This window comes from Dialister sp. i34-0019-2H8 (genome assembly GCF_042846925.1).
In the GTDB taxonomy this organism is placed as follows: Bacteria; Bacillota; Negativicutes; order Veillonellales; family Dialisteraceae; genus Dialister.
On record NZ_BAABYQ010000002.1, the window covers coordinates 39,783 to 59,011 of the forward strand.

Genomic DNA, 19,229 nt, shown 5'->3' on the forward strand with positions numbered 1-19,229 from the left:
TTATATATAACCGGACCTCCCATCCGGTTTATGCACCTCTTTTCCTATTCTTACGTTCCACTCATTCATCTCCTGTGAGTGGAATCGTAAGAATAAAAATATATAACTATAACTCTAACTCTAAAAAAAGAATTTTACATATGAGGTAAAAGCCATGGACACCTCAATGAAACATATTTTCAAAGAAAATGATTCATTTGAATCATGAGTATATTTCAATTCTGTTTATTATGAATGTTATTTCTTTTCTTACTTTATGTAGAAAGCCAAGGGGGGATTGGGTTGGATATTGTACTCATTTTACGAAATGGCACATTATCTGTTACACGACTAAACGCTAAGGGAAACAATGTGACTGTTGTTGATCACACGAATTATAACCATGCTGCTCTGCTGGACGATCTGAGCGATGCGGAACGAACACAGACTGTTTTTCAGTCTGTGCTTAATGTCGAGAAAGACAAAGAATGTAGATTCTTTGTTGTCTTCGCTCCTGGAAGTGGTCTGGTGTATAAGACATGGCAAGCTGCGTTGTCTTCTTTTAGAGATGTTTCAGATAAGACGCTGGCAGATAAGGAAGATAGAGTTCTTTCTCTCTGCACAGATAATCTGCCGGACGGTTTAACGGAACTGTATGACAGTTACACACCATCTTTTGTCAGCTGTTATGAAGACGATACCTGTACCGCTTCTTCCTGTTATATCCCTACGGTCTTCCTGGATAATTTGAAGACGGCTTGTAACAATCTGGGTCTTACGTTGTTCAAGGTGACTGATGTTTCCAGCACTTTTCTTCCTATCTTTGATACCAGTCGGGGACAACTTTTTATTCATAGTAATGGATTAATCACTGCTATGAATGAATTTGGCTCTATGAGCTGGCTTTTACCGGAAACATGTAATGATGCTATGCTTCAATACTTTGCCGGTCTTACAGAAAAGTATTTCCCTTTACAGGCTGCTCTTGAACATAGCCATTTGGTCATTATTGAGAGATCGGAAGAGTTTTTGAAAATTAATCTTGCGAATGAATCTTTATCTGATACAGAAGACGCTCTGGTGTCTGCGGGTTGTGTTGTAGATATGAGTACCGTAAAAACAAAAGGTACGAATAGAGAGACGGAAGGAAGTGAAGTAAACAGTGCTTTCGGTAAACTACGGAAACTTTTTGAGAAAAAGTGAAACTGAAAAAGCTCGTTATGAGTTTAATCGTCCCATCATTAGCTTTGTAGTTTCTACTTTGACAATTTTCTGCTTTACCGGTGCAGTTGTTACCGGTGCTTTATGTGCCTATGCGTATCTGTCTGATCCGGCTCCTACGTTCTCTCAGGATATGTTTAACAGGGCACAGACGCTTAATACAAACCTTTCCAAAGGCATTGCTACGATGAAACAGGCTCGCCCTGATGAGATTAATACCATCGCCGTTATTGCGAAGATTTCTGAAAGCAAGCCTGGTGACGTGATGATTGAAAACATAAAAATCATTCCGGGCCATTATACAGTGAAAGGATTTGCTAATTCCCAGGAATCGGCAGATACATTCGCTTCGAGCATGGATTTTGGGAAAGGCTTCCAGTGTGTTGTCACACAGTCTTCTTTTGATAAAGGCGTTTACTCCTTTACCATTGATGCGGTTTCTAAAGTGAAAGCACCTGCTAAAGCACCTGCTTCGCCACAGAATAAGGGGGCGAATAAATAATGTTTAATGCATTTATGCAAGATCAGTCCCCTTTTAAAAAGAAATTGATGATGATGGTTCTTCTGTCTGTTGTTTCTGTCGGTTCTTCTGTGTTCCTTTCCCAGATTTATTCAACAAAAATAGCCGAAAATGAACACCAGAAAGCAGAATATACCGCTCAAAGCAACTGGTTCCAGAAGTTTGATTATAAGGACGCTACGAAGCTCTATAACATGGTTTTGAAGCCATGTAAGCTCTCGGATATTGATTCTGTTCAATCTGAGCAGTTATCTCTACTCAAAACTCATAATTTGACTATTTTATCTGTCAAGAATGACGCTCCGACAGATAAACCGGATAAGAAAATTCCGGTCAAATATAGAAAGAGTACGGTAGTTCTGACAGGTACATGGAATGATTTAATGTCTGCTCTGAATGAATTTGAAAAGAATCATCTGGTGGTCATTACCAATTCTTCTTTCTCTTTGAATGATGAAAAGTCTTCAAGTGCCAGCGGTCTTATGAAAGCTACTCTTGAATACAATATTTATTTCCAGTAAGGGGGCATTTGCTTTGAGAAAAATAGGTTTTACTCCGAAAATCGTTGCTTATGCTTCCAGCATGGTTTTATCTATTGGTATTTTTGGTTCTTACAATATGCTTCTCAGCGTTACACCATCCAGTGTTCCTGAGATTCCGGTTATTAATCTTGATACCATTTCTCCTGTTATTTCTTCTACAGATTATGCCGAAAGTGCAAATCCATTTGGAACAATCAGTGTAACTGGTGCTGGTGCCGGGGTTGCAAGAATGGGTATGGGTGGCACACAAGGTGTCAGTACTCCTACTCCCCCAGGCGTTCCACCTATGCCGTTTACACCTCGTTCTGAGGGTTTTGAAGGTAACGTTGGTGTTAATTATACCGAATCAAATGAAGTGAATGTTATCGGCGTACTGCCCCCTGATGTGGTTGTTTTGGGCCGTGGTAATCAGACGGTTACTGCAAGAAGTGGCAGTGATACGGCATTTGGTACGGTTGGTGCGGTTACTGCTAAAGGTGCCTATGTGGATGGCAACTTTATTGCACTTAAATAGGGAGGAACTTATTTATGAAACCTGGTAAGTTTACAGCCGCTGCATTGGCAGCGTTAATGCTGACTTGTAATATTTCCACTTCAGTTCTGGCATTTTCTGTTGATTTTGCTCCGGGAACTCCGCTGGTGGAAGCTCTTCGAGCTTTGGGTTACAAAAGCAATAAAAATCTAATTGTTAATGGTGATCTGGACGGCACCATTGCTATGCATATGGAAGATACTGATTTTGATACCGTTCTTCGTGCTTTATCCCGTAGTAATGACTTTTCCTATGAATATCTTGACGATAGTAAGCAGACGGTACTTATTGCTCCGACAGATTCCATGTCTTCTATTGAGACTTTTAAACTCAAACATATCGATCCGGAAACCGCTGCTAAACAGATCGCTCTTTTGACGGAAGCAGATAAGGTGATGGCAGACAAGGAAAATCACACACTGACAGTTTCCGGTTCTTCCAGTCTGCTGTATCAGGTTAGACAGGAACTTGAAAAAGTAGATGTAGCTTCTCAGCAGGTCAATATTCAGGCTATGGTTGTTGAATTGTCTAAAGGAAACAGCCGTAATCTTGGACTCTCCTATCTTTCCAATCCATGGAGTAAGGACACTTCTATTGGCGGTTATAACGGCTTTAAATTCTCAGTTTCCGGTCAACATGAAGAAACGTTGTCTAATGGTAAAGTCCTGGCTCGTCCGAATGTTACTGTATTTGATGGTAGAAAAGCCACTATTTTGATGGGCGATAAAGTGCCTGTCTTTACCTCTTCTTCCGATTCGTCGGATTCCGATTCTTCTACGACGATGACGGTCGAATACAAAGAAGTCGGCGTTAAACTGGAAGTTCTGCCGAGAATCAACGAAATGGATAAACAGACTATCACACTGGTGATTAAACCGTCTGTTTCTACTATTTCACAGTGGGTTGAAAGCGGTAACAACAAAGCACCGCAGATTTCTGAACGTAGTGCAGAAACTACGGTACGTGTGAAGAATGGTGAAACCATTCTGATCGGTGGTCTTCTCAAGAATGAAGAAATCAAATCCATCAAACAGATTCCATTCTTATCTAAAATCCCGATTCTGGGTGAATTGTTCAAGTCCCATTCTACTGAGAAGAAAGATACTGAAGTCGTTATCGCTATCACGCCGAAGATTGTTTATGACGAATTTGGCCGTCCGAGAGTAGAAACACAGACTTCCACTAAAAATCTGCATGACACATTAAACAAACTCCGTGCAGAAAGAATGAACGAAATGAATAATCCTCGTACAGATATGGATGCCAATTATGAAATTGAACGTGCCAAAGCAGAACAGGAAAAAGCAAAACTGGCAAAGAAAAAGCCAGTGAATACTGTAAAAAATGATTCTTCTACAGTCATTGTGAAAGAACTGGAACCTGGCTTTGCTTCCAGTTCAAAAGAAACGGTGAAATCGTCAGATAAGAAAAAATCGTCTTCTGAAAAGACAAATGCCAGTAAACCTAACGTGAATCGTTCCTATATCCTGAAAACCAGAGTTCCGGCTATCAACAAGACAGACAATGCCACTCCAAAGCAGGAAGTTCAGCAGAAAGCTGAACCAAAGGCAGTTACTAAAGCAGAACCGAAAACTGAGAAAAAAGTGATATCTAAACAGGCAGACGAATCGGATGCCGTGAAGGTTGAAATTATTAATAATACCGATGCGAATAATCCGACTAAAACCGTCACCATGGTGAAGTCCGAAGGTTCTGAAAAATCTTCTGCTCCTAAAGGCAGCAAAACGGTTGCTCCGGCAAATGAAAAAGTTGTAGCTGTTAAGGAAGATTCTGTTAAGAATGTTCCTTTCACACAGAAAGAAACAGTGAAGAAGGATTCTTCTAAATCATCTACCAATAAGGATTATGCGAAGAAACTGAAAGCTAAACCGACCAGTGATTCGGATAAAACCGATCTGGATGAACTGATTCCTTACATTGAACAACTTCTGGATAATCTTGATGAATCAGAACTGCCGAGGTGATTGCCATGATTGATGAATACAAAGGTATGCTCGCCAGTGAAGTGATTCCACCTAAAGTTCTGGGTATGTTGGACGACAGCATTATGGATAAGCGGTATATGATGCCCCTGTCCTATGATGAAACGTCTCATCTTCTGACTATCGTTACTTCTCAGTTTGAACAGAATTTCCTTGATTCTCAGGTCATTCTTCAAATTGTTCGGAAGAAATTCCCAGAAGTTACATCAGTGAAGTTTCTTTCCTGTGAGTACAACAACTTTTATGCCGGTTATGTCGCTCATTACAAAAAGAACTTCATCCCTACCCTTTCGGGCCAGCAGGTCACTGTTAAAAGTGAAGCTAAAGTTACTACAGAACAGACTAAAAAGAGTGAAGATATCATCTCACGTGCTATCACACTGGGTGCCAGTGATATTCATATCACGCCAAACCGTAACGGTGCCAGCGTAATTTACCGTATTGACGGTAAATTACGTGACAGTGGTTTCACTTTTTCAAGGGAAGATGAACTCATGATTTGTCGTATTTATAAGACAAATGCAAAGATCAACGTCAATAACCTGATTCCGCAAGATGGTCGCTTCACTTTCCTGGGTAAAAATATTCGTCTTTCCACTATGCCCTTTGGCGGTGATGGAGAAAGAAATAAAGTGGTTCTTCGTATTTTGTCTACCAGTGATACGATTCCTTCCATTTATGATCTGGGCTTCTCTAAAGAAGAAGGTCAGATGTTGGAAAGCCTTATTTACAAGCCTTCCGGCATTATTCTCATCTGTGGCCCTACTGGGGAAGGTAAAACTACTACCTTGTATGCCCTGATTAATGAACTGAATCAGACGAATGACTATATTATTACTACCTTTGAAGATCCGATCGAACGGTATATTGATGGGATTGCTCAGTCTCAGGTACATTATGCCGAAGATGAAAGAACCAATTATACCTTTCAAAGAGGGCTTCGTTCCAGTTTACGTCAGGATCCTGACGTTATGCTGGTTGGCGAAACACGAGATGCCGAAACAGCGTTGACAGCTGTTCAGGCTGCTCAGACAGGTCATTTGATTTTCACTACCCTTCATGTCCGCAATTCTGTATCTGTTTTTAGACGTTTGCAGGATATCGGGGTCAATGTATCAGGCTTTTCAGAACAAATCGTAGGGATTGCGTCTCAGCGACTTCTTTCTACTCTCTGCCCTCACTGCAAGCATGCAGTAAAGATTCCAAAGGATATGCTACAGCTCCTTAGAAAGCAGGATATCGCTCTGCTTCAAAAGGATTCAGACGGTGATCCCATTTCCTATGTTGCTGATGGTTGCAGTGAATGTGATTCTACAGGCATTGCAGGTCGTATCCCGATTATTGAGATTATCCCATTCAATAACTACCTACGTGATTATTTCTCTGAAAAACATGGTCTTATCGATATTGAAATTTATCTTCGCAAGACGATTCATTTCAAATCCCTCTGGGATAAGGGTATCAGTCATGTGGCCGATGGCTCCGTATCACTGAAAGAACTTCTCAGCCGTATTGAACCGGATGAAGATTTGTCCGGTGAAATGTTAAAAAGGGGGAATTAAATCATGAGTTTGTTGGATAAAATTAATTCCTTCCTTGGTGCAGATAAGCCGAGCCTGTCTGATTTGTATGCCTGTTTTGACCAGCTGTATATGCTTCTTAATTCCGGAAGTAATATGCAGCAGGCCTTCCTTGATATTGCAGATGTGCAGACTAATAAGAAATTGGGTACAGCCCTTAAAAATATCTCTCGTAACCTTTCCGGTGGTGTAACTACTGGTGCAGCTTTTAAGAAGGAAGATGTTTTCCCTCGTATGATTGCCCCGACTATTGAAGCTGGGGATCGAGCAGGGCGTTTGACAGATACTTTCCTTCGTCTTTCTGAACTCATGTGGTTGCAGCATAACCTGTACAGCAAGGTGAAAAATGCGTTGTTTGTACCGAAAATTGCTGCTGTCATGATGACGATCATGACGATCGCCTATATTAAGATCGCGATCCCGGAATATATCAAACTGTATGACGAATCAGGGATTCAGCTCCCCTGGATTGTTGGTTTCATTACAGGTTGTGTCAATGGTCTGGTCGATTACTGGCCTATTACTCTGGTTGTTTTGTTTGGATGTTTCAAACTCTGGAAATGGTTTAGCTCTACTCATATTTCCCTGATTGACGGTTGGAAACTCAAAATTCCGATTTATAAAAAGCTCCATCATGCGTTTTTACAGCATCAGATGTCTTCTATTATGGGTCTTATGCTTTCCTCTGGTCTGACCATATCAGACAGCTTAACGCAGGCATCCAAAGTGGTAGATAACAGTCATATGGCCCATGCCATTGACCGTACTCGTGAAGATATTGCCAAAGGCAATACTCTGGCGAGTGCTATGAATCGGAATAACAGCTCCGGTATCTTTGATTCCATGCTTTTAGCTTCTATCAATGCCGGTGAAAAATCCAATCATATGACACTGGCTCTTGACCATGATTGTAAGTACTATGAGCGAATGATTAACAACATGATTGATCCGGTATCTACCAAAATTACACTCATTGTTATGCTTCCAATGGGTCTTCTTATTGTTATGATGTTCCTCTTCACGCTGGTTCCAATGTTTGATTACATGGGTAAGGTTTCTGGTGTTTAACCCTGTCCATGTTCATTTATAAAGGTTGTTCGTCATTGAGGGAGGGGGTGATTCTATTGGTTGATGTACGATTCTTCAAATTTTTTCTGTAGTAAAAAACAAGGATTCACGTTTGTCGAAATTTTAGTTGCCTGTTCCATTATTATTGCTCTTGCAGTTGGTGCTATTTTCCTTGGTAGTGCCATTCTGGATAACGGCCGGTATAACAAGGCCAAAACCGATACTGCCACGATTTCTACAGCGATTGGTCAGTACAAATTTGAACTTGGTTCTTTTCCAAAAAGCATTGAAGATCTGACAAAAAAGGATGGTCAGTATGGCCCCTATCTTTCCAGTGATATCTTGAAAGATCCATGGGGTAACGATTACCACTTTAGTGTCAATACGTCTACTGGTCGTTTTGCTGTTTGGAGCAATGGACACAACAAAACCAATGATACCGGTTCATTTAATGATTCTATTTCCGGTGATGATATTGGTATTATGGGACATTAATTTTAAAGAAAGGATATTTCATTATGATCTCTGAAAAAATTTCTCTTTTCCGCGACAAATTCAAAAAATCTGCTAAACGTAAAGGTTTCACGCTGATGGAAATTCTGGTAGCTTGTGCTATCATCATTGCTTTGTCCGTAGGTGCCTTCTTTGCTTACCAGCAGGCACAGCAGACAAGAAAAATCGCCCAAATGAACCAGGATATGGAAGCTATCACCAATGCTGCCCTTTCCTATGAAGCTATGAGCCTTGATTCCACTCCGCCAGCTTCCATCCAGGCTTTGATCACCGGTCTAACCGCTGATGAATCCGTTGATGGTGCTGCTCATACCTTCCTGACACAGGTTAAAGGTAATACCACTTCCACCAATGATGTATTGGATCCATGGGGCACTGCTTATTCCTATGATGCTTCTGCTCGTACTGTTGAATGCACACCGAAAGATCCTTCCGGTGCTTCTTACAGCCAGGCTGTAACTCGTCACTTCTAATATTTCAAGCCAAAACAACAATAATAATTTTTGAATACATCTCATTTAAGTGAAAAGGCGGTGGCTTCACCGTCACCGCCTTTCCTATTTTTTTTATAAAACCTGAAAGTTAAAACCTTAACATTGAAATATATCGCTTTTGTGATTCTTCTTCACTTAATAAGCGTTTCTATAAATATATCTTCTCTATTTTACGTAAGGAGTGAAAAGCCATGAGAAACTATTGTTTACCCCCCCCGATATAATCTAAAAACAAAGCATAAAGGAAGCGGTGTCCTTGTCATTGTAGTTGTCCTCACTCTTGTTACCTCTATGCTTGGCTTTTCTACCGCAAAAATCAGCCAGGCAAGCATTAATAGTTCCTCTTCCAACAAAATTACCATGCAGGCTCAGCAGTATGCTGAGACCGAAGCCGAACTTGTCCGTTCCATTTCTTATTCAGACCTCAAAAACTCAGGAAAAACAGACATAGGAAAATCTGGTTTCAAAAAAGAAGTCACTTTAGGTGAAGAATCAGATTATTCAGGAAATATCAAGCAAAGGAACGTAGATATAAAGATCTACCATGAAAATGAAGAACTTCCCCGTGCAGATATGGTCTTAACCCGGTATAAAGTGGCTGAAGAAGCCGGTGGATGCCAGATTGTGACAGGCGCCAACAATGTTTCCTTTACTGCTAACGGTAGTTATAAATCAGTTACTGTGATTTCCTCTGCTATATTTATCCCTCTTGATGGCGGTTGGACAGGGAAAGCCACCTATAACATTGCTGTAGATGGTGCGTCTTTAGGTAATCTAACCTGTACATCGGTTACCCACAAAGGTGGTTCCAAAGGCCACTACTGGGGCACTAAAACCAGTGTAACCAATCAAAAAACAGTGAATGCCAATATCGTGAAAGGTACTGCCATTGATGTGAAACTCTCCAGCAGTAGTCGTATGGATACCAGTACCATTACGGTTATCTTAGGCAGTTAAAACATTTACAGGTGAAAGGAGTTCCCCCTATGACTAAACATTTCACCCCCCCAATTTACAAAAGCATGTTCGTCACAAAGGCAGTGCCTTACTCGTCATGGTTATTGTTCTTGCGATTATAAGCTCTATGATTGGCTTGTCGCTTGCGAAAATCGGGCAGGCTGGCATGAGTGCTACTGCTTCTAATACGATTGCTATGCAAGCATCAAATATAGCGTCCAGTGACGCTGCTCTGCTTCATGCAGTGAATTATGAAGATTTGACAGCCAGTAACCGCAGTACTGTTTCTGGTACAGCGTTTCAGCATGAAACGCTTCTGTCTAATGAAAGCAGTTATACCGATACCATTAAGCAGAAAATAGCGACTATTAACGTATATAAGGGCGATGAATCTATTCCTCGATCTACCTTACAGGTTACTCGCTATAGCGTAGAAAAGCAGGAATCCAGTGGTGTTCCGATCGGCACCATCATTGCTTGGGCGAGTGCAAAGAATCCCACGGATGGGACATGGCTTGACTGCAATGGGCAATCCTGCGCCGGATATGCTGAACTCGTCAGCATTCTGGGGAAAAGCACAGTGCCGGATTATACCCATAGGTTTCTTGAGGGCAGTACCACACCGGGAACGATACTGGAAGCAGGGCTGCCAAATATTAGTGGTCACACTTGGAACGTATTGTATCGCCCTTTTGCTACGCCATCTGGACCATTCACTTATGAAGTTGAGAATCCGAAAACTTCTGCCGGTAAATACGATGGATTTTCAGCTTATTGGGTCTATTTTGACGCTTCTCGGTGTTCTTCTATCTATGGTAAATCTACCACCGTGCAGCCCCCGGCGGTTACGGTGCGATGGTTAATCAAAGCAGCTTAGTGATTTTTGAGGTTTTCATGATACGTTTCACCCCCCCCGAAAATATTTTCGCCATAACGGCAGCGCCATTCTAGCTGTTGTCGTAGTCTGCGGGATCCTTTCTTCCATGATGGGACTGGCTTCAGCCAAAGTTTCCCAGATAACAATGAATACACTTGGCTCTTCCAAAGTGGCATCCCAAGCACAGCATTATGCGAACAGTAAGGCAGAACTCATTGAAGGTATGTCTTATACCGAACTAGCCTCGCAGGCAAAAACCAATATCGCCGGTTCTAGTTTTTATGAGGAAGTTATTGTCGGGAATGAAACATCGATGCCTGGAGATACGAATATCAAGCAGAAAACGTGTGTAGTGAATGTTTACGAAGGCAGCGAGACAACGCCTCGTGCCTCTCTTACATTCAAACGTTATTCTGTCTCTTCTGGTTCCAGCGTTCCTGCCGGTTCTATTATCCCATGGTATGGAAATCTTGCGAACATTCCCGATGGTTTTGCACTTTGTGATGGAAAGAATGGCACTCCTGATCTTCGAGACCGTTTTCTCGTAGGTGCGGGGGATGCGTATAAGTTAGGGGATATCGGTGGGGAGAATCGCCATGCTTTAACGGTTGATGAATTACCGGCTCATAATCATGATGCTCAAAATGCTATTGGTTATTTCCGGAGTCGTTCTAATACTTTTTATAATACGTGGAGTTCTGCTTCTGTAAATAAATCTAAATCAAAGACTTTAGGCTCTGCTGCTGCTAGTGGGGTGTTCTCTGTTGTTGAATCTGGTCTTCGTTCGGAAGGTAACGCTGATGATAACCGTACTGAATTCATTGTAAAATTTGATGGCAGTAAAATGGTCAAATCACAGGGATTGAATTACTCCCATGAAAACCGTCCTCCCTATTATGCTTTGTTCTTTATCATGAAATTGGAATAATTCTCTTTTTGAGGTGTATTATGCATTATTCATCTACCCCCCCCCGAAAATTTGTGCTATATCCTTAGCTTATAGGCACAAAGGATCTGCTTTTCTGGCGTTGGTTCTTGTGATGGCTATCGTTTCTTCCCTGTTTTCTCTTGGAAGTGCGAAAGTCACGCAGGCGGCAATGAATGGGACTTCTTCTAACAAGACTTCTCTTCAGGCGCAGCAATACGCGGTCAGTGAAGCGGCTCTCTTGCAGGCTGTTCCTTATTCCGATCTCAAAGCCTCTGCCAAAGCTGAAATCCCCAATTCCTCTTATTTTACGGAAACCTCGCTTTCTCCTGAAAGCAATTATACTGATGCGGCAAAGAAACGGACGGCAACGATTCATATTTACTATGGAAACGAAACTGTTCCGAGGGCTAGTCTTGCTGTTGATCGTTATTCTGTCGAACCCGAGACAATCTCTGTGATTCCCATCGGTACTGTGATTGCTTTTGCAGGAAACGGAAGTCCTTCTAATGATGGAACCTGGCTCGAATGCAACGGGCGATCCTGCGCTGCGTATCCAAAACTTGTTTCCGTGCTTGGGAAGAGTACACTGCCCGATTATAGGAACCGGTTTTTGGAAGGCAATACCACATCAGGAACGATACTGGAAGCAGGACTTCCAAATATCACAGGAAGATTTGTAGCAGTTTTTCAGGGTAATCCTGTTTCTGGTGCTTTTTCTAATCTTGGATCTGGTGGTCATACGAAAGAAAAAACCGACTGGGATGGACAAAATATTTTTTTTGACGCTTCTCGTTCTAGTTCCATTTATGGTCGTTCTTCGACCGTTCAGCCCCCTGCTGTGACCGTTCGTTATTTCATCAAAGCTGCTTAAAGAAAGGTGTGATGTTATGCGATTCCTTACCTATTGTCTACCCCCCCCCGAAAAATTCTATTACCAAAACATAAAGGCTCCGCGGCACTTGCTTGTGTCATTGTATTGGCTTTGGCTTCTTCCATGCTTGGGCTTTCTACGGCAAAAGTCACACAGGCAGCGATGAACGGGACCTCCTCTAACCAGATCTTGGCTGAGGCTTCTCAAATTGCGCAAAGCGATGCGGAGCTTCTTCGTTCTGTCAGTTATCACGACCTGGCTCCCAGCTCCCGGAAGGCTGTGGAAGGAACACCCTTTCAGCATGAAACGATAGTGTCTTCCGAAAGTGATTACAATGCTTCCGTCAAGCAGAAAACAGTCACCATTAAGGTGTTTCAAGGCACTGAAACAAATCCTAGAAGCGAACTTCGTCTTACCCGGTATTCTGCTGAACAGAAAGCAAGTGGCGTTCCGATTGGGACGATCATTGCGTGGGCAAGCCTACATGATCCGACGGATGGCGTCTGGCTTGAGTGTGATGGTCGAACATGTTCGGAGTATCTTGAACTTTGCGGCGTGCTTGGGACAAGTACTGTTCCGGACTTTAGGAACCGGTTCCTCGAAGGCAGCACCACACCAAGAACAGTATTAGAAGCGGGACTTCCTGACATTTCTGGTACTTTTGGTAATCATGGTCATGACCAAGATGGAGATAATGGGAGAGGCGGAAAAAGAACGTCTGGAGCTTTTAAAATTATACAGTCCTGGTGCCGTCCTTCTGCTGGTCGTGATTCTAATAATGGGAATACTGTGTTGTTTCAGGCTTCTCTCTCTAATTCGATTTATGGTCGTTCTTCGACTGTTCAGCCCCCTGCTGTGACAGTCCGTTATTTTATCAAAGCTCTTTAATGAAAGGTGTGGTGTTATGCGATTCCTTACCTCTTGTCTCCCCCCCCCGAAAATTTATTTGCAGTAGTCATAAAGGCTCTGCTGTTTTAGCTCTTGTCATAGTCTGCGGAATTTTTTCTTCCTTGATGGGGCTTGCGTCTGCCAAGGTCTCTCAAGCAACAAACAGCTCCCTTTCTTCGTCCAAAACCTCTGCTCAGGCTTTGCAATATGCACAAACGCAGGCAGATATCGTGCGAAATACTCCTTATGATGATTTGTCTTCTAAGGCAAAGACTCAAATTGCGGGAACCCATTTCTATGAGGAAGTCACTGTCGGCGCAGAGACCGCTTACAAGGAAGATATCAAAAAGAAGGACTGCACCGTGAATGTCTATAGCGGCAGCGAAACAATTCCCCGCGCGACACTCTCCATCACCCGTCTCGCCAAAGAAGAAAATCAGGCAAGCGGCGTTCCCGTTGGAACCGTCATTACTTGGGCGAGCGCAAACAATCCGAATGAAAACGGAACATGGCTTGAATGTAATGGGCAATCTTGCGCGGCGTATCCGGATCTTGTGAAGGTGCTTGGATCCGATACAGTACCCGATTATCGCGGAGTATTTCTTCGAGGGCTTGGCAGTGTGACTTCTACGCATTACGGAACCGTGCAGCACCAGAGCGCAGCACTTGGCACTCTACAGGGGGATGCGATTCGGAATATTTATGGACGTTTCGTCGTCGATGATATAGTTGGCAATGGCGGTTATAACAGTCAATATTCTCCCAATGGAGCATTCAAAGTTGTTGGAAGTGCGTATTATGATGCTCGTTCTCATGAGTCTTGGAATGGTTGTTTGGTTAGTTTCAATGCATCATACGTTGTTCCCACCGCGGTTGAAGACCGTCCCATCAATCGTGCGGTCCGTTATTTCATCAAAGCGGCGTAAACAAAATTCATTTTGAGGTGATTTTTATGTTTGTTCGTCTTCTTCTTGCCATGGCACTTGCTGTGATGTTTTTTGCCGGATCCGGAATTGATGGGTTTTCTATCAAATCTCTTCGCTCTTCTATTTCAGACAAGGAGATTGAAACGAATACGGTCATTCTCGATTCTGCGATCGTTTCCTGGTACTGCCATCATTCCGGTGTCGTTCCGGATCATATTGATGTGAATGTAATCAAGATTATGGGCTTGGAAGATATGGACGTTAATAACCTGACCTATACCAAAATAGCAGATAACAAATTCACCCTGGTTGCTACGTTGTCTAATAAGAGCAAATTGTATAGTGCTAATTCCAATAAGGATTTGCCGGATCTTGCTTCTTATAGTACTACACCAAGTAAATAGCTATGGAATATATCATTTATTTTCTGATAGCCTGTATTTTCCTCAAAATTGCTTATACAGACTATAAAGAACATGCCATCTATGACAGGGATATATGGATATCTGCTTTGTTGATAGGGATATATCAGTATCTTTGTTTTAACCTCTGGGATTCGATTCTCTTTGCTGTTATCGGTTTGTTGATTGGTTTTGCTATTTTCCTGACTGCTTATTATTTCTATGGTTTTGAAGCTTTTGGCCTAGGTGATGTTCTCTTATTTGGAGTTCTAGGTTTGTTGTTTTCCAGTCATTTTTTGAATTATCTAGGTCTTACCTTGATGATTAGTGGTTTTATCATTATGTTTTTAATCCCATTCATGGGATATGAAAAAGTATCAAAGTTAGAAATTCCCCTGGCCCCTCTCCTTCTGGTTTGGGTGCCTATATATATATTGGCCGGTAGGCCGTCTATCATTTTATTATTTCAGTCTTTTCTTTAAAACTGTAGAAAGAGATGGTTTTTTGAAGAGAATTATTTCATTTTTGTTGGTTGTTTTCCTGTTTTGTTGTGGTTCATCTGCATTAGCTGCACCTGTTACTTCTCCTTTCGGCTGGCGTATTCATCCCATATCTGGTGAATGGGCATTTCATTCCGGTATAGATATTGGATATGAGTACGGTACAGATATTGTGGCTATGCTTCCTGGAAGAGTTGTATATGCTGCCGAATGGGGCGGTTATGGAAATTGTGTAATTCTTGAACATGACGGTGGCGATCATACGCTGTATGGTCACTGTTCTCAAATTTATGTCTCCTATGGGGATTATGTGGAACAAGGTCAGGTCATTGCAGCTGTTGGTTCTACCGGAAATTCTACCGGCCCTCATCTTCATCTGGAATGGTGGCATAACGGTGAATATTGTGATCCTCTATGTCTTTGGTCTTAATTTTCTTATTTTGTTTTCGGACTAGATTTTCTAGTTTGAAATATTCTCTTGTTTTTGGTAATTCATCTTTGTTTTTTCAGTGACTTACCTAATTGTTATTTTCTCACCTATTGTCTAAGGGGCAGAAATGCCCCTATGGACACTTTTTTCAACATTTTCGGAGGGCTTATGAAAACAATAACACTCGGCACTCGTAGTGCCAGTCGTCCAGTTCTTCGCAAGTTTACCTGTCAGTACTGTGGCAAAGAAGTAAAAATTTACAATCCACGAGATAAAAGAGATCTGTTCTGTTCTTACACCTGTAAATCTCTTTTTTATCTGTCTCATTCGCAATTTAAGATAAATAACATTTGATTTTTTGATTCACTTTTTCAAAGTTTGCAAATAACGAAAAGTAAGGAGATGGGGATTTTTGAAAAATGCTTTGTTTTATGTAGTCACAGTTCTTATGGTGAACCTTATCACTTGCCACTATGCTTTGATGAATTTCATTTATAAGTTGGGTGGCTCGCCTTCCTTTCTAACTAGCTTTCAAATTGGAGAAAGTGTTTTTTATCCCCCTTACTATTTCTTGATCGTATATATCCGTTATCACAAGATGGCTCCCGCCTTGCTGAATGCTTCTTTTGGTATTGCTATGACTGGTTTATTAGGCTCCATTTTGCTTATCTATCTCTTCAAATATGCCAATGACAATAACAGTAAGCATCTTACCTCAAAAGGTACAGCTAGATGGGCTACGGAAACAGAACTGAAGAAAAAGAATCTTCTGTCTGATCCTGACTATCCGAAAGACGGAGTAATAGTGGGAGCCTGGGATCATCACGGTCTAATTCCAATGTCCTATGACGATCGAATGAAGTTAGCTGAAAAACTTTCTAAAATACCTCTTCTGAATCGATTGGATAAGTGGCAATGGATGAAATTGATTCCAGGTAAACGCTATTACATCGTAGATAACGAAAAAACACATATCCTGATGTGTGCCCCATCCCGAAGTGGTAAAGGTATCGGGGTAGTTATTCCTACCTGTCTTAACTGGCAGGAAAGTATGGTTGTTGCGGATCCAAAAGGTGAAAACATTGATACCTGTGGTGCTTATCGAGAAAAAGTAATGGGCCATAAAGTGATAAAGTTTGATCCGGCAGAAGCCGGTAACTTCTATCGCTGGAACCCTATCAATGAAATTCGCTGGGGAACTCCTAACGAAGGGCGAGACGTTTCCAACATTGTGCAAAGTCTTGTAGGTGAAGGAACTGGTAGTGATAAACACTGGGTAGATAATGCTAAAGACTTAATCATTGGGTGTATCACCCATTTGAAATATAAAGATGCTGTATATAATACCATTCACGGTTTACATCCAGGGGATAAAGGCTATAAAGAAACCTGTATGTACGATGTGTACCAGTTCATGGCAGCCGGCATGACGGCCGACATGGACGATGATAATGATGAAGAAGAAGACGATAATCCAAATGCTCCTACTGGTTTCAGAAAAGTTCTCAAAGAGGAACTTTTTGGAGTGAAAGGTAACGATGAAAAAGGGATTCCCCCTAAGCCTGGAGTGCAGCATTTCCCTGACGAAGGCGTGGTATTTGAAGTTCGTAATCCCTATGGTACATCTTCCGATGCTCCCTTAAAAATTCGTGTTACTCCTGAAAGGGCACATGATGTGACCCATTTCACTCCGGAAGCCATGAAAACTCCTCATTTGCATCCGGTTGTTGTTGCGAAATTTAATTCCTTCATTGGCAAACCAGCCAATGAAGCCGGTTCCGTGCTTTCTACAGCCGTTACGGCTTTCATGATTTTCTCGGAAAAAACGATTATCGACAATACCATTACCTCGGATTTCTGCCTTAGAGATATCCGGAACAGTGATACTCCTGTAGATCTGTTTCTGGTTACTCCCCCCTCTGACCTGGCTCGTGTAGGGAAATTGTTCCGACTTATCATTGAACTTATGGTAGTTACTTCTACCCAAAAGCTCACAGGAGATAAATATAAATGTTTGTTTCTCATCGATGAATTTCCGGCCTTTGGTAAGATGGATAACCTTCTGGCCGAACTTGGTTATATCGCTGGTTATGGTTTGAAAGCCCTCATGATTATTCAGGGCCTTGAACAGCTGAAAAAGATTTATAAGAACCTGGATTTGCTGACAAACTGTCAGACACAGGTTTACTTTGGCCCTAACGATAATGATACCAGAAAACATCTGAGTGAACTTCTGGGGAACCAGACCATTCTTGTGAAACAGAAATCCTCTCCCGAAGGTTTCCTGGCCAAAAAGAACTATACCTATATTGAACAGGAACGGCCCCTTCTCAGGCCAGATGAAACATCTACGTTCCTTTCAGATAAATCGGCCATGCAGCTGGAAGGGTTGCTGGTACTCAGTCCTAAAAATAAGTTTTTCCTCATGCATGATCTGATGTCAAAGATAGATAAAGGCCATGCGTTGGATAAAAAAAATCAGGTAGGGCTTCGCCCTCAAAGTAAAGGAGGTGATTAATAATGCCTACTTCAAAAAAGGTTAAATCTTTTGCAGAAAAATTGGCAGATCTCAACAAAGACTTGAAAACAGTCAAGGATCTCAGGGATGAAGCTAATAAAAAGTCCAAAGAAGCTAACGATAAAGAGAGAGCAGCTAATAAAAAGCGGTTTGAAATTCTTTCTACTGAACTGAAACTTTGGAAAATCGATCCTAATGATTTGCAGTTTATTGTGGATGCTTGCAAATTTTACAAGGATTATCTTGCAGAAAATGAGCCGTCTCTTGTGGATTTGGATAAAGACGTATCTATGAAGGATGGAAGTGATTCCAATGGATAATACCTTTGAACGTCATAAAGCAATGCTTCGGACGGCCCTTGGGCCGGATATCCAGGCCCTGATAGACAATGACGATATCACAGAAGTGTATATCAATACGGATTATGTGATTCGTTATGATTCTATTCATGGTCGGCATGCTACGAATATTGTTCTTACACCGGCCAAAGTTCGTCAGATATGTGAAATTGTGGCTGGTATGAATGATCAGATTATCAACGAAGATCATCCCATGCTTGGGGTTGAAATTCAGCTTTTAAAAATCCGTGCCCAGATTGAATATCCACCGTGTAGTCCTCGGCCAACATTCTTCTTCCGTAAGAAGCCTAAAAAGATATTTTCCCTAGAAGATTATATCAATCAGGGGGTTCTTTCAAAGCATTATTACGATGCAATTTGTGATTCTATTCTGCAAAGAAAGAATATTGTGGTCTGTGGTGCTACCAGTTCTGGGAAGACAACATTTCTCAATGCTATTTTGAAAAAGCTCTCGGAACTCAATCCGGATCACCGGTTATGTATTCTGGAAGATCTTCCGGAATTACAGTGTTCTTCTGACGATGTGCAGTACTTGACCACTTCTGGTAATAAAGCCACTTCCGTGACAATGCAAGATCTGGTTTATGTCTGTATGCGTCTTTCTCCTACACGTATCATCATCGGCGAAGTTCGTAACCTGGCCTGCTATGACATGCTGAAAGCATGGAATACAGGCCATCCCGGTGGTTTAACTTCCATTCATGCTGATGGTTGTATCGATTGTCTAACTCGTATGGAACTTCTTGTAAAAGAAGCTATGGGGGCCAATAACACGACAACAGATATTCAGCGTCTTGTTGGTACGACAGTAGGAAATATCATCTCCATTCAGAAAAAATCATGTGACGGTAAAGTTGTCCGTCTGGTCGATGACATGATTGATCTTGAAGGATTTGATATGAAATCTCAGAGTTATATTTATTCTCATGTTTAGAAAGGAAGGTATTTCATTATGAAAAGTCTTTGGAAATCTTTCTGCTCTCTTAAGATGTCTACCGTATTTGCGGTAACGACTGCTCTTACTTTCTTTTTCCTCTCTGGAGATCAGGCTTTTGCAGAAGGTCTGACTTTGCCTTTTGTGACTATCTTAACAGATTTACAAAATACGCTTGTTAATGATGT

Annotated in this window: 21 protein-coding genes; all 21 read left to right on the forward strand. The window is 41.7% G+C overall.

The window, feature by feature from the left end; translation table 11 throughout:
• The first annotated feature begins 282 nt into the window (after positions 1–282).
• Positions 283–1,182 (forward strand): hypothetical protein, encoded by a 900-nt coding sequence (locus tag ACGG9R_RS11095; protein ID WP_390155279.1) that lies wholly within the window; start codon positions 283–285, stop codon positions 1,180–1,182.
• Positions 1,169–1,702, forward strand: coding sequence for a hypothetical protein (locus tag ACGG9R_RS11100; RefSeq protein WP_390155282.1), 534 nt, complete (start codon positions 1,169–1,171; stop codon positions 1,700–1,702). Before ACGG9R_RS11095 ends, ACGG9R_RS11100 begins: the two co-directional genes overlap by 14 nt.
• A complete protein-coding gene (locus tag ACGG9R_RS11105) occupies positions 1,702–2,241 on the forward strand; it encodes a hypothetical protein (RefSeq protein WP_390155285.1) in 540 nt (179 codons plus the stop codon). The genes ACGG9R_RS11100 and ACGG9R_RS11105 overlap by 1 nt, the downstream gene beginning before the upstream one ends.
• Positions 2,216–2,776, forward strand: coding sequence for a hypothetical protein (locus ACGG9R_RS11110; RefSeq protein ID WP_390155287.1), 561 nt, complete (start codon positions 2,216–2,218; stop codon positions 2,774–2,776). The genes ACGG9R_RS11105 and ACGG9R_RS11110 overlap by 26 nt, the downstream gene beginning before the upstream one ends.
• Before the next feature lie 14 nt (positions 2,777–2,790).
• Complete coding sequence (locus ACGG9R_RS11115) at positions 2,791–4,779, forward strand: type II secretion system protein GspD (RefSeq protein WP_390155290.1); 1,989 nt, start codon at positions 2,791–2,793, stop codon at positions 4,777–4,779.
• A gap of 5 nt (positions 4,780–4,784) precedes the next feature.
• Positions 4,785–6,359 (forward strand): GspE/PulE family protein, encoded by a 1,575-nt coding sequence (locus tag ACGG9R_RS11120; RefSeq protein WP_390155292.1) that lies wholly within the window; start codon positions 4,785–4,787, stop codon positions 6,357–6,359.
• A 3-nt stretch (positions 6,360–6,362) separates the two neighbouring features.
• Positions 6,363–7,445, forward strand: a complete 1,083-nt coding sequence (locus ACGG9R_RS11125) for a type II secretion system F family protein (protein ID WP_390155294.1) — start codon at positions 6,363–6,365, stop codon at positions 7,443–7,445.
• A 63-nt stretch (positions 7,446–7,508) separates the two neighbouring features.
• On the forward strand, positions 7,509–7,940 hold the full coding sequence (locus ACGG9R_RS11130) for a type II secretion system protein GspG (protein WP_390155338.1): 432 nt from the start codon (positions 7,509–7,511) through the stop codon (positions 7,938–7,940).
• Between the two features lie 23 nt (positions 7,941–7,963).
• Positions 7,964–8,431, forward strand: a complete 468-nt coding sequence (locus ACGG9R_RS11135) for a type II secretion system protein (protein ID WP_390155297.1) — start codon at positions 7,964–7,966, stop codon at positions 8,429–8,431.
• 381 nt (positions 8,432–8,812) lie between these two features.
• Positions 8,813–9,409, forward strand: coding sequence for a hypothetical protein (locus ACGG9R_RS11140; protein ID WP_390155300.1), 597 nt, complete (start codon positions 8,813–8,815; stop codon positions 9,407–9,409).
• A 97-nt stretch (positions 9,410–9,506) separates the two neighbouring features.
• Positions 9,507–10,286, forward strand: a complete 780-nt coding sequence (locus ACGG9R_RS11145) for a hypothetical protein (protein ID WP_390155302.1) — start codon at positions 9,507–9,509, stop codon at positions 10,284–10,286.
• A 106-nt stretch (positions 10,287–10,392) separates the two neighbouring features.
• The gene (locus tag ACGG9R_RS11150; protein ID WP_390155305.1) at positions 10,393–11,214 is read left to right on the forward strand and encodes a hypothetical protein; all 822 of its coding nucleotides are present in this window, start codon (positions 10,393–10,395) and stop codon (positions 11,212–11,214) included.
• Positions 11,215–11,227: 13 nt separating this feature from the next.
• Complete coding sequence (locus ACGG9R_RS11155) at positions 11,228–12,085, forward strand: phage tail protein (protein ID WP_390155308.1); 858 nt, start codon at positions 11,228–11,230, stop codon at positions 12,083–12,085.
• A 33-nt stretch (positions 12,086–12,118) separates the two neighbouring features.
• Positions 12,119–12,973: a phage tail protein gene (locus ACGG9R_RS11160; protein WP_390155311.1), complete on the forward strand. Its 855-nt coding sequence runs from the start codon at positions 12,119–12,121 to the stop codon at positions 12,971–12,973.
• Entirely contained in the window at positions 12,973–13,899 is a 927-nt protein-coding gene (locus ACGG9R_RS11165) for a phage tail protein (RefSeq protein WP_390155314.1), read from the forward strand. The genes ACGG9R_RS11160 and ACGG9R_RS11165 overlap by 1 nt, the downstream gene beginning before the upstream one ends.
• 26 nt (positions 13,900–13,925) lie before the next feature.
• Positions 13,926–14,303, forward strand: a complete 378-nt coding sequence (locus ACGG9R_RS11170) for a hypothetical protein (RefSeq protein ID WP_390155317.1) — start codon at positions 13,926–13,928, stop codon at positions 14,301–14,303.
• Between the two features lie 2 nt (positions 14,304–14,305).
• On the forward strand, positions 14,306–14,782 hold the full coding sequence (locus tag ACGG9R_RS11175; RefSeq protein ID WP_390155320.1) for a prepilin peptidase: 477 nt from the start codon (positions 14,306–14,308) through the stop codon (positions 14,780–14,782).
• Positions 14,783–14,804: 22 nt separating this feature from the next.
• On the forward strand, positions 14,805–15,230 hold the full coding sequence (locus ACGG9R_RS11180; protein ID WP_390155323.1) for a M23 family metallopeptidase: 426 nt from the start codon (positions 14,805–14,807) through the stop codon (positions 15,228–15,230).
• Positions 15,231–15,642: 412 nt separating this feature from the next.
• Complete coding sequence (locus ACGG9R_RS11185) at positions 15,643–17,748, forward strand: type IV secretory system conjugative DNA transfer family protein (protein WP_390155326.1); 2,106 nt, start codon at positions 15,643–15,645, stop codon at positions 17,746–17,748.
• 2 nt (positions 17,749–17,750) lie between these two features.
• A complete protein-coding gene (locus tag ACGG9R_RS11190) occupies positions 17,751–18,068 on the forward strand; it encodes a hypothetical protein (RefSeq protein ID WP_390155329.1) in 318 nt (105 codons plus the stop codon).
• On the forward strand, positions 18,061–19,041 hold the full coding sequence (locus tag ACGG9R_RS11195; protein ID WP_390155332.1) for an ATPase, T2SS/T4P/T4SS family: 981 nt from the start codon (positions 18,061–18,063) through the stop codon (positions 19,039–19,041). Before ACGG9R_RS11190 ends, ACGG9R_RS11195 begins: the two co-directional genes overlap by 8 nt.
• Positions 19,042–19,229 lie beyond the last annotated feature (188 nt).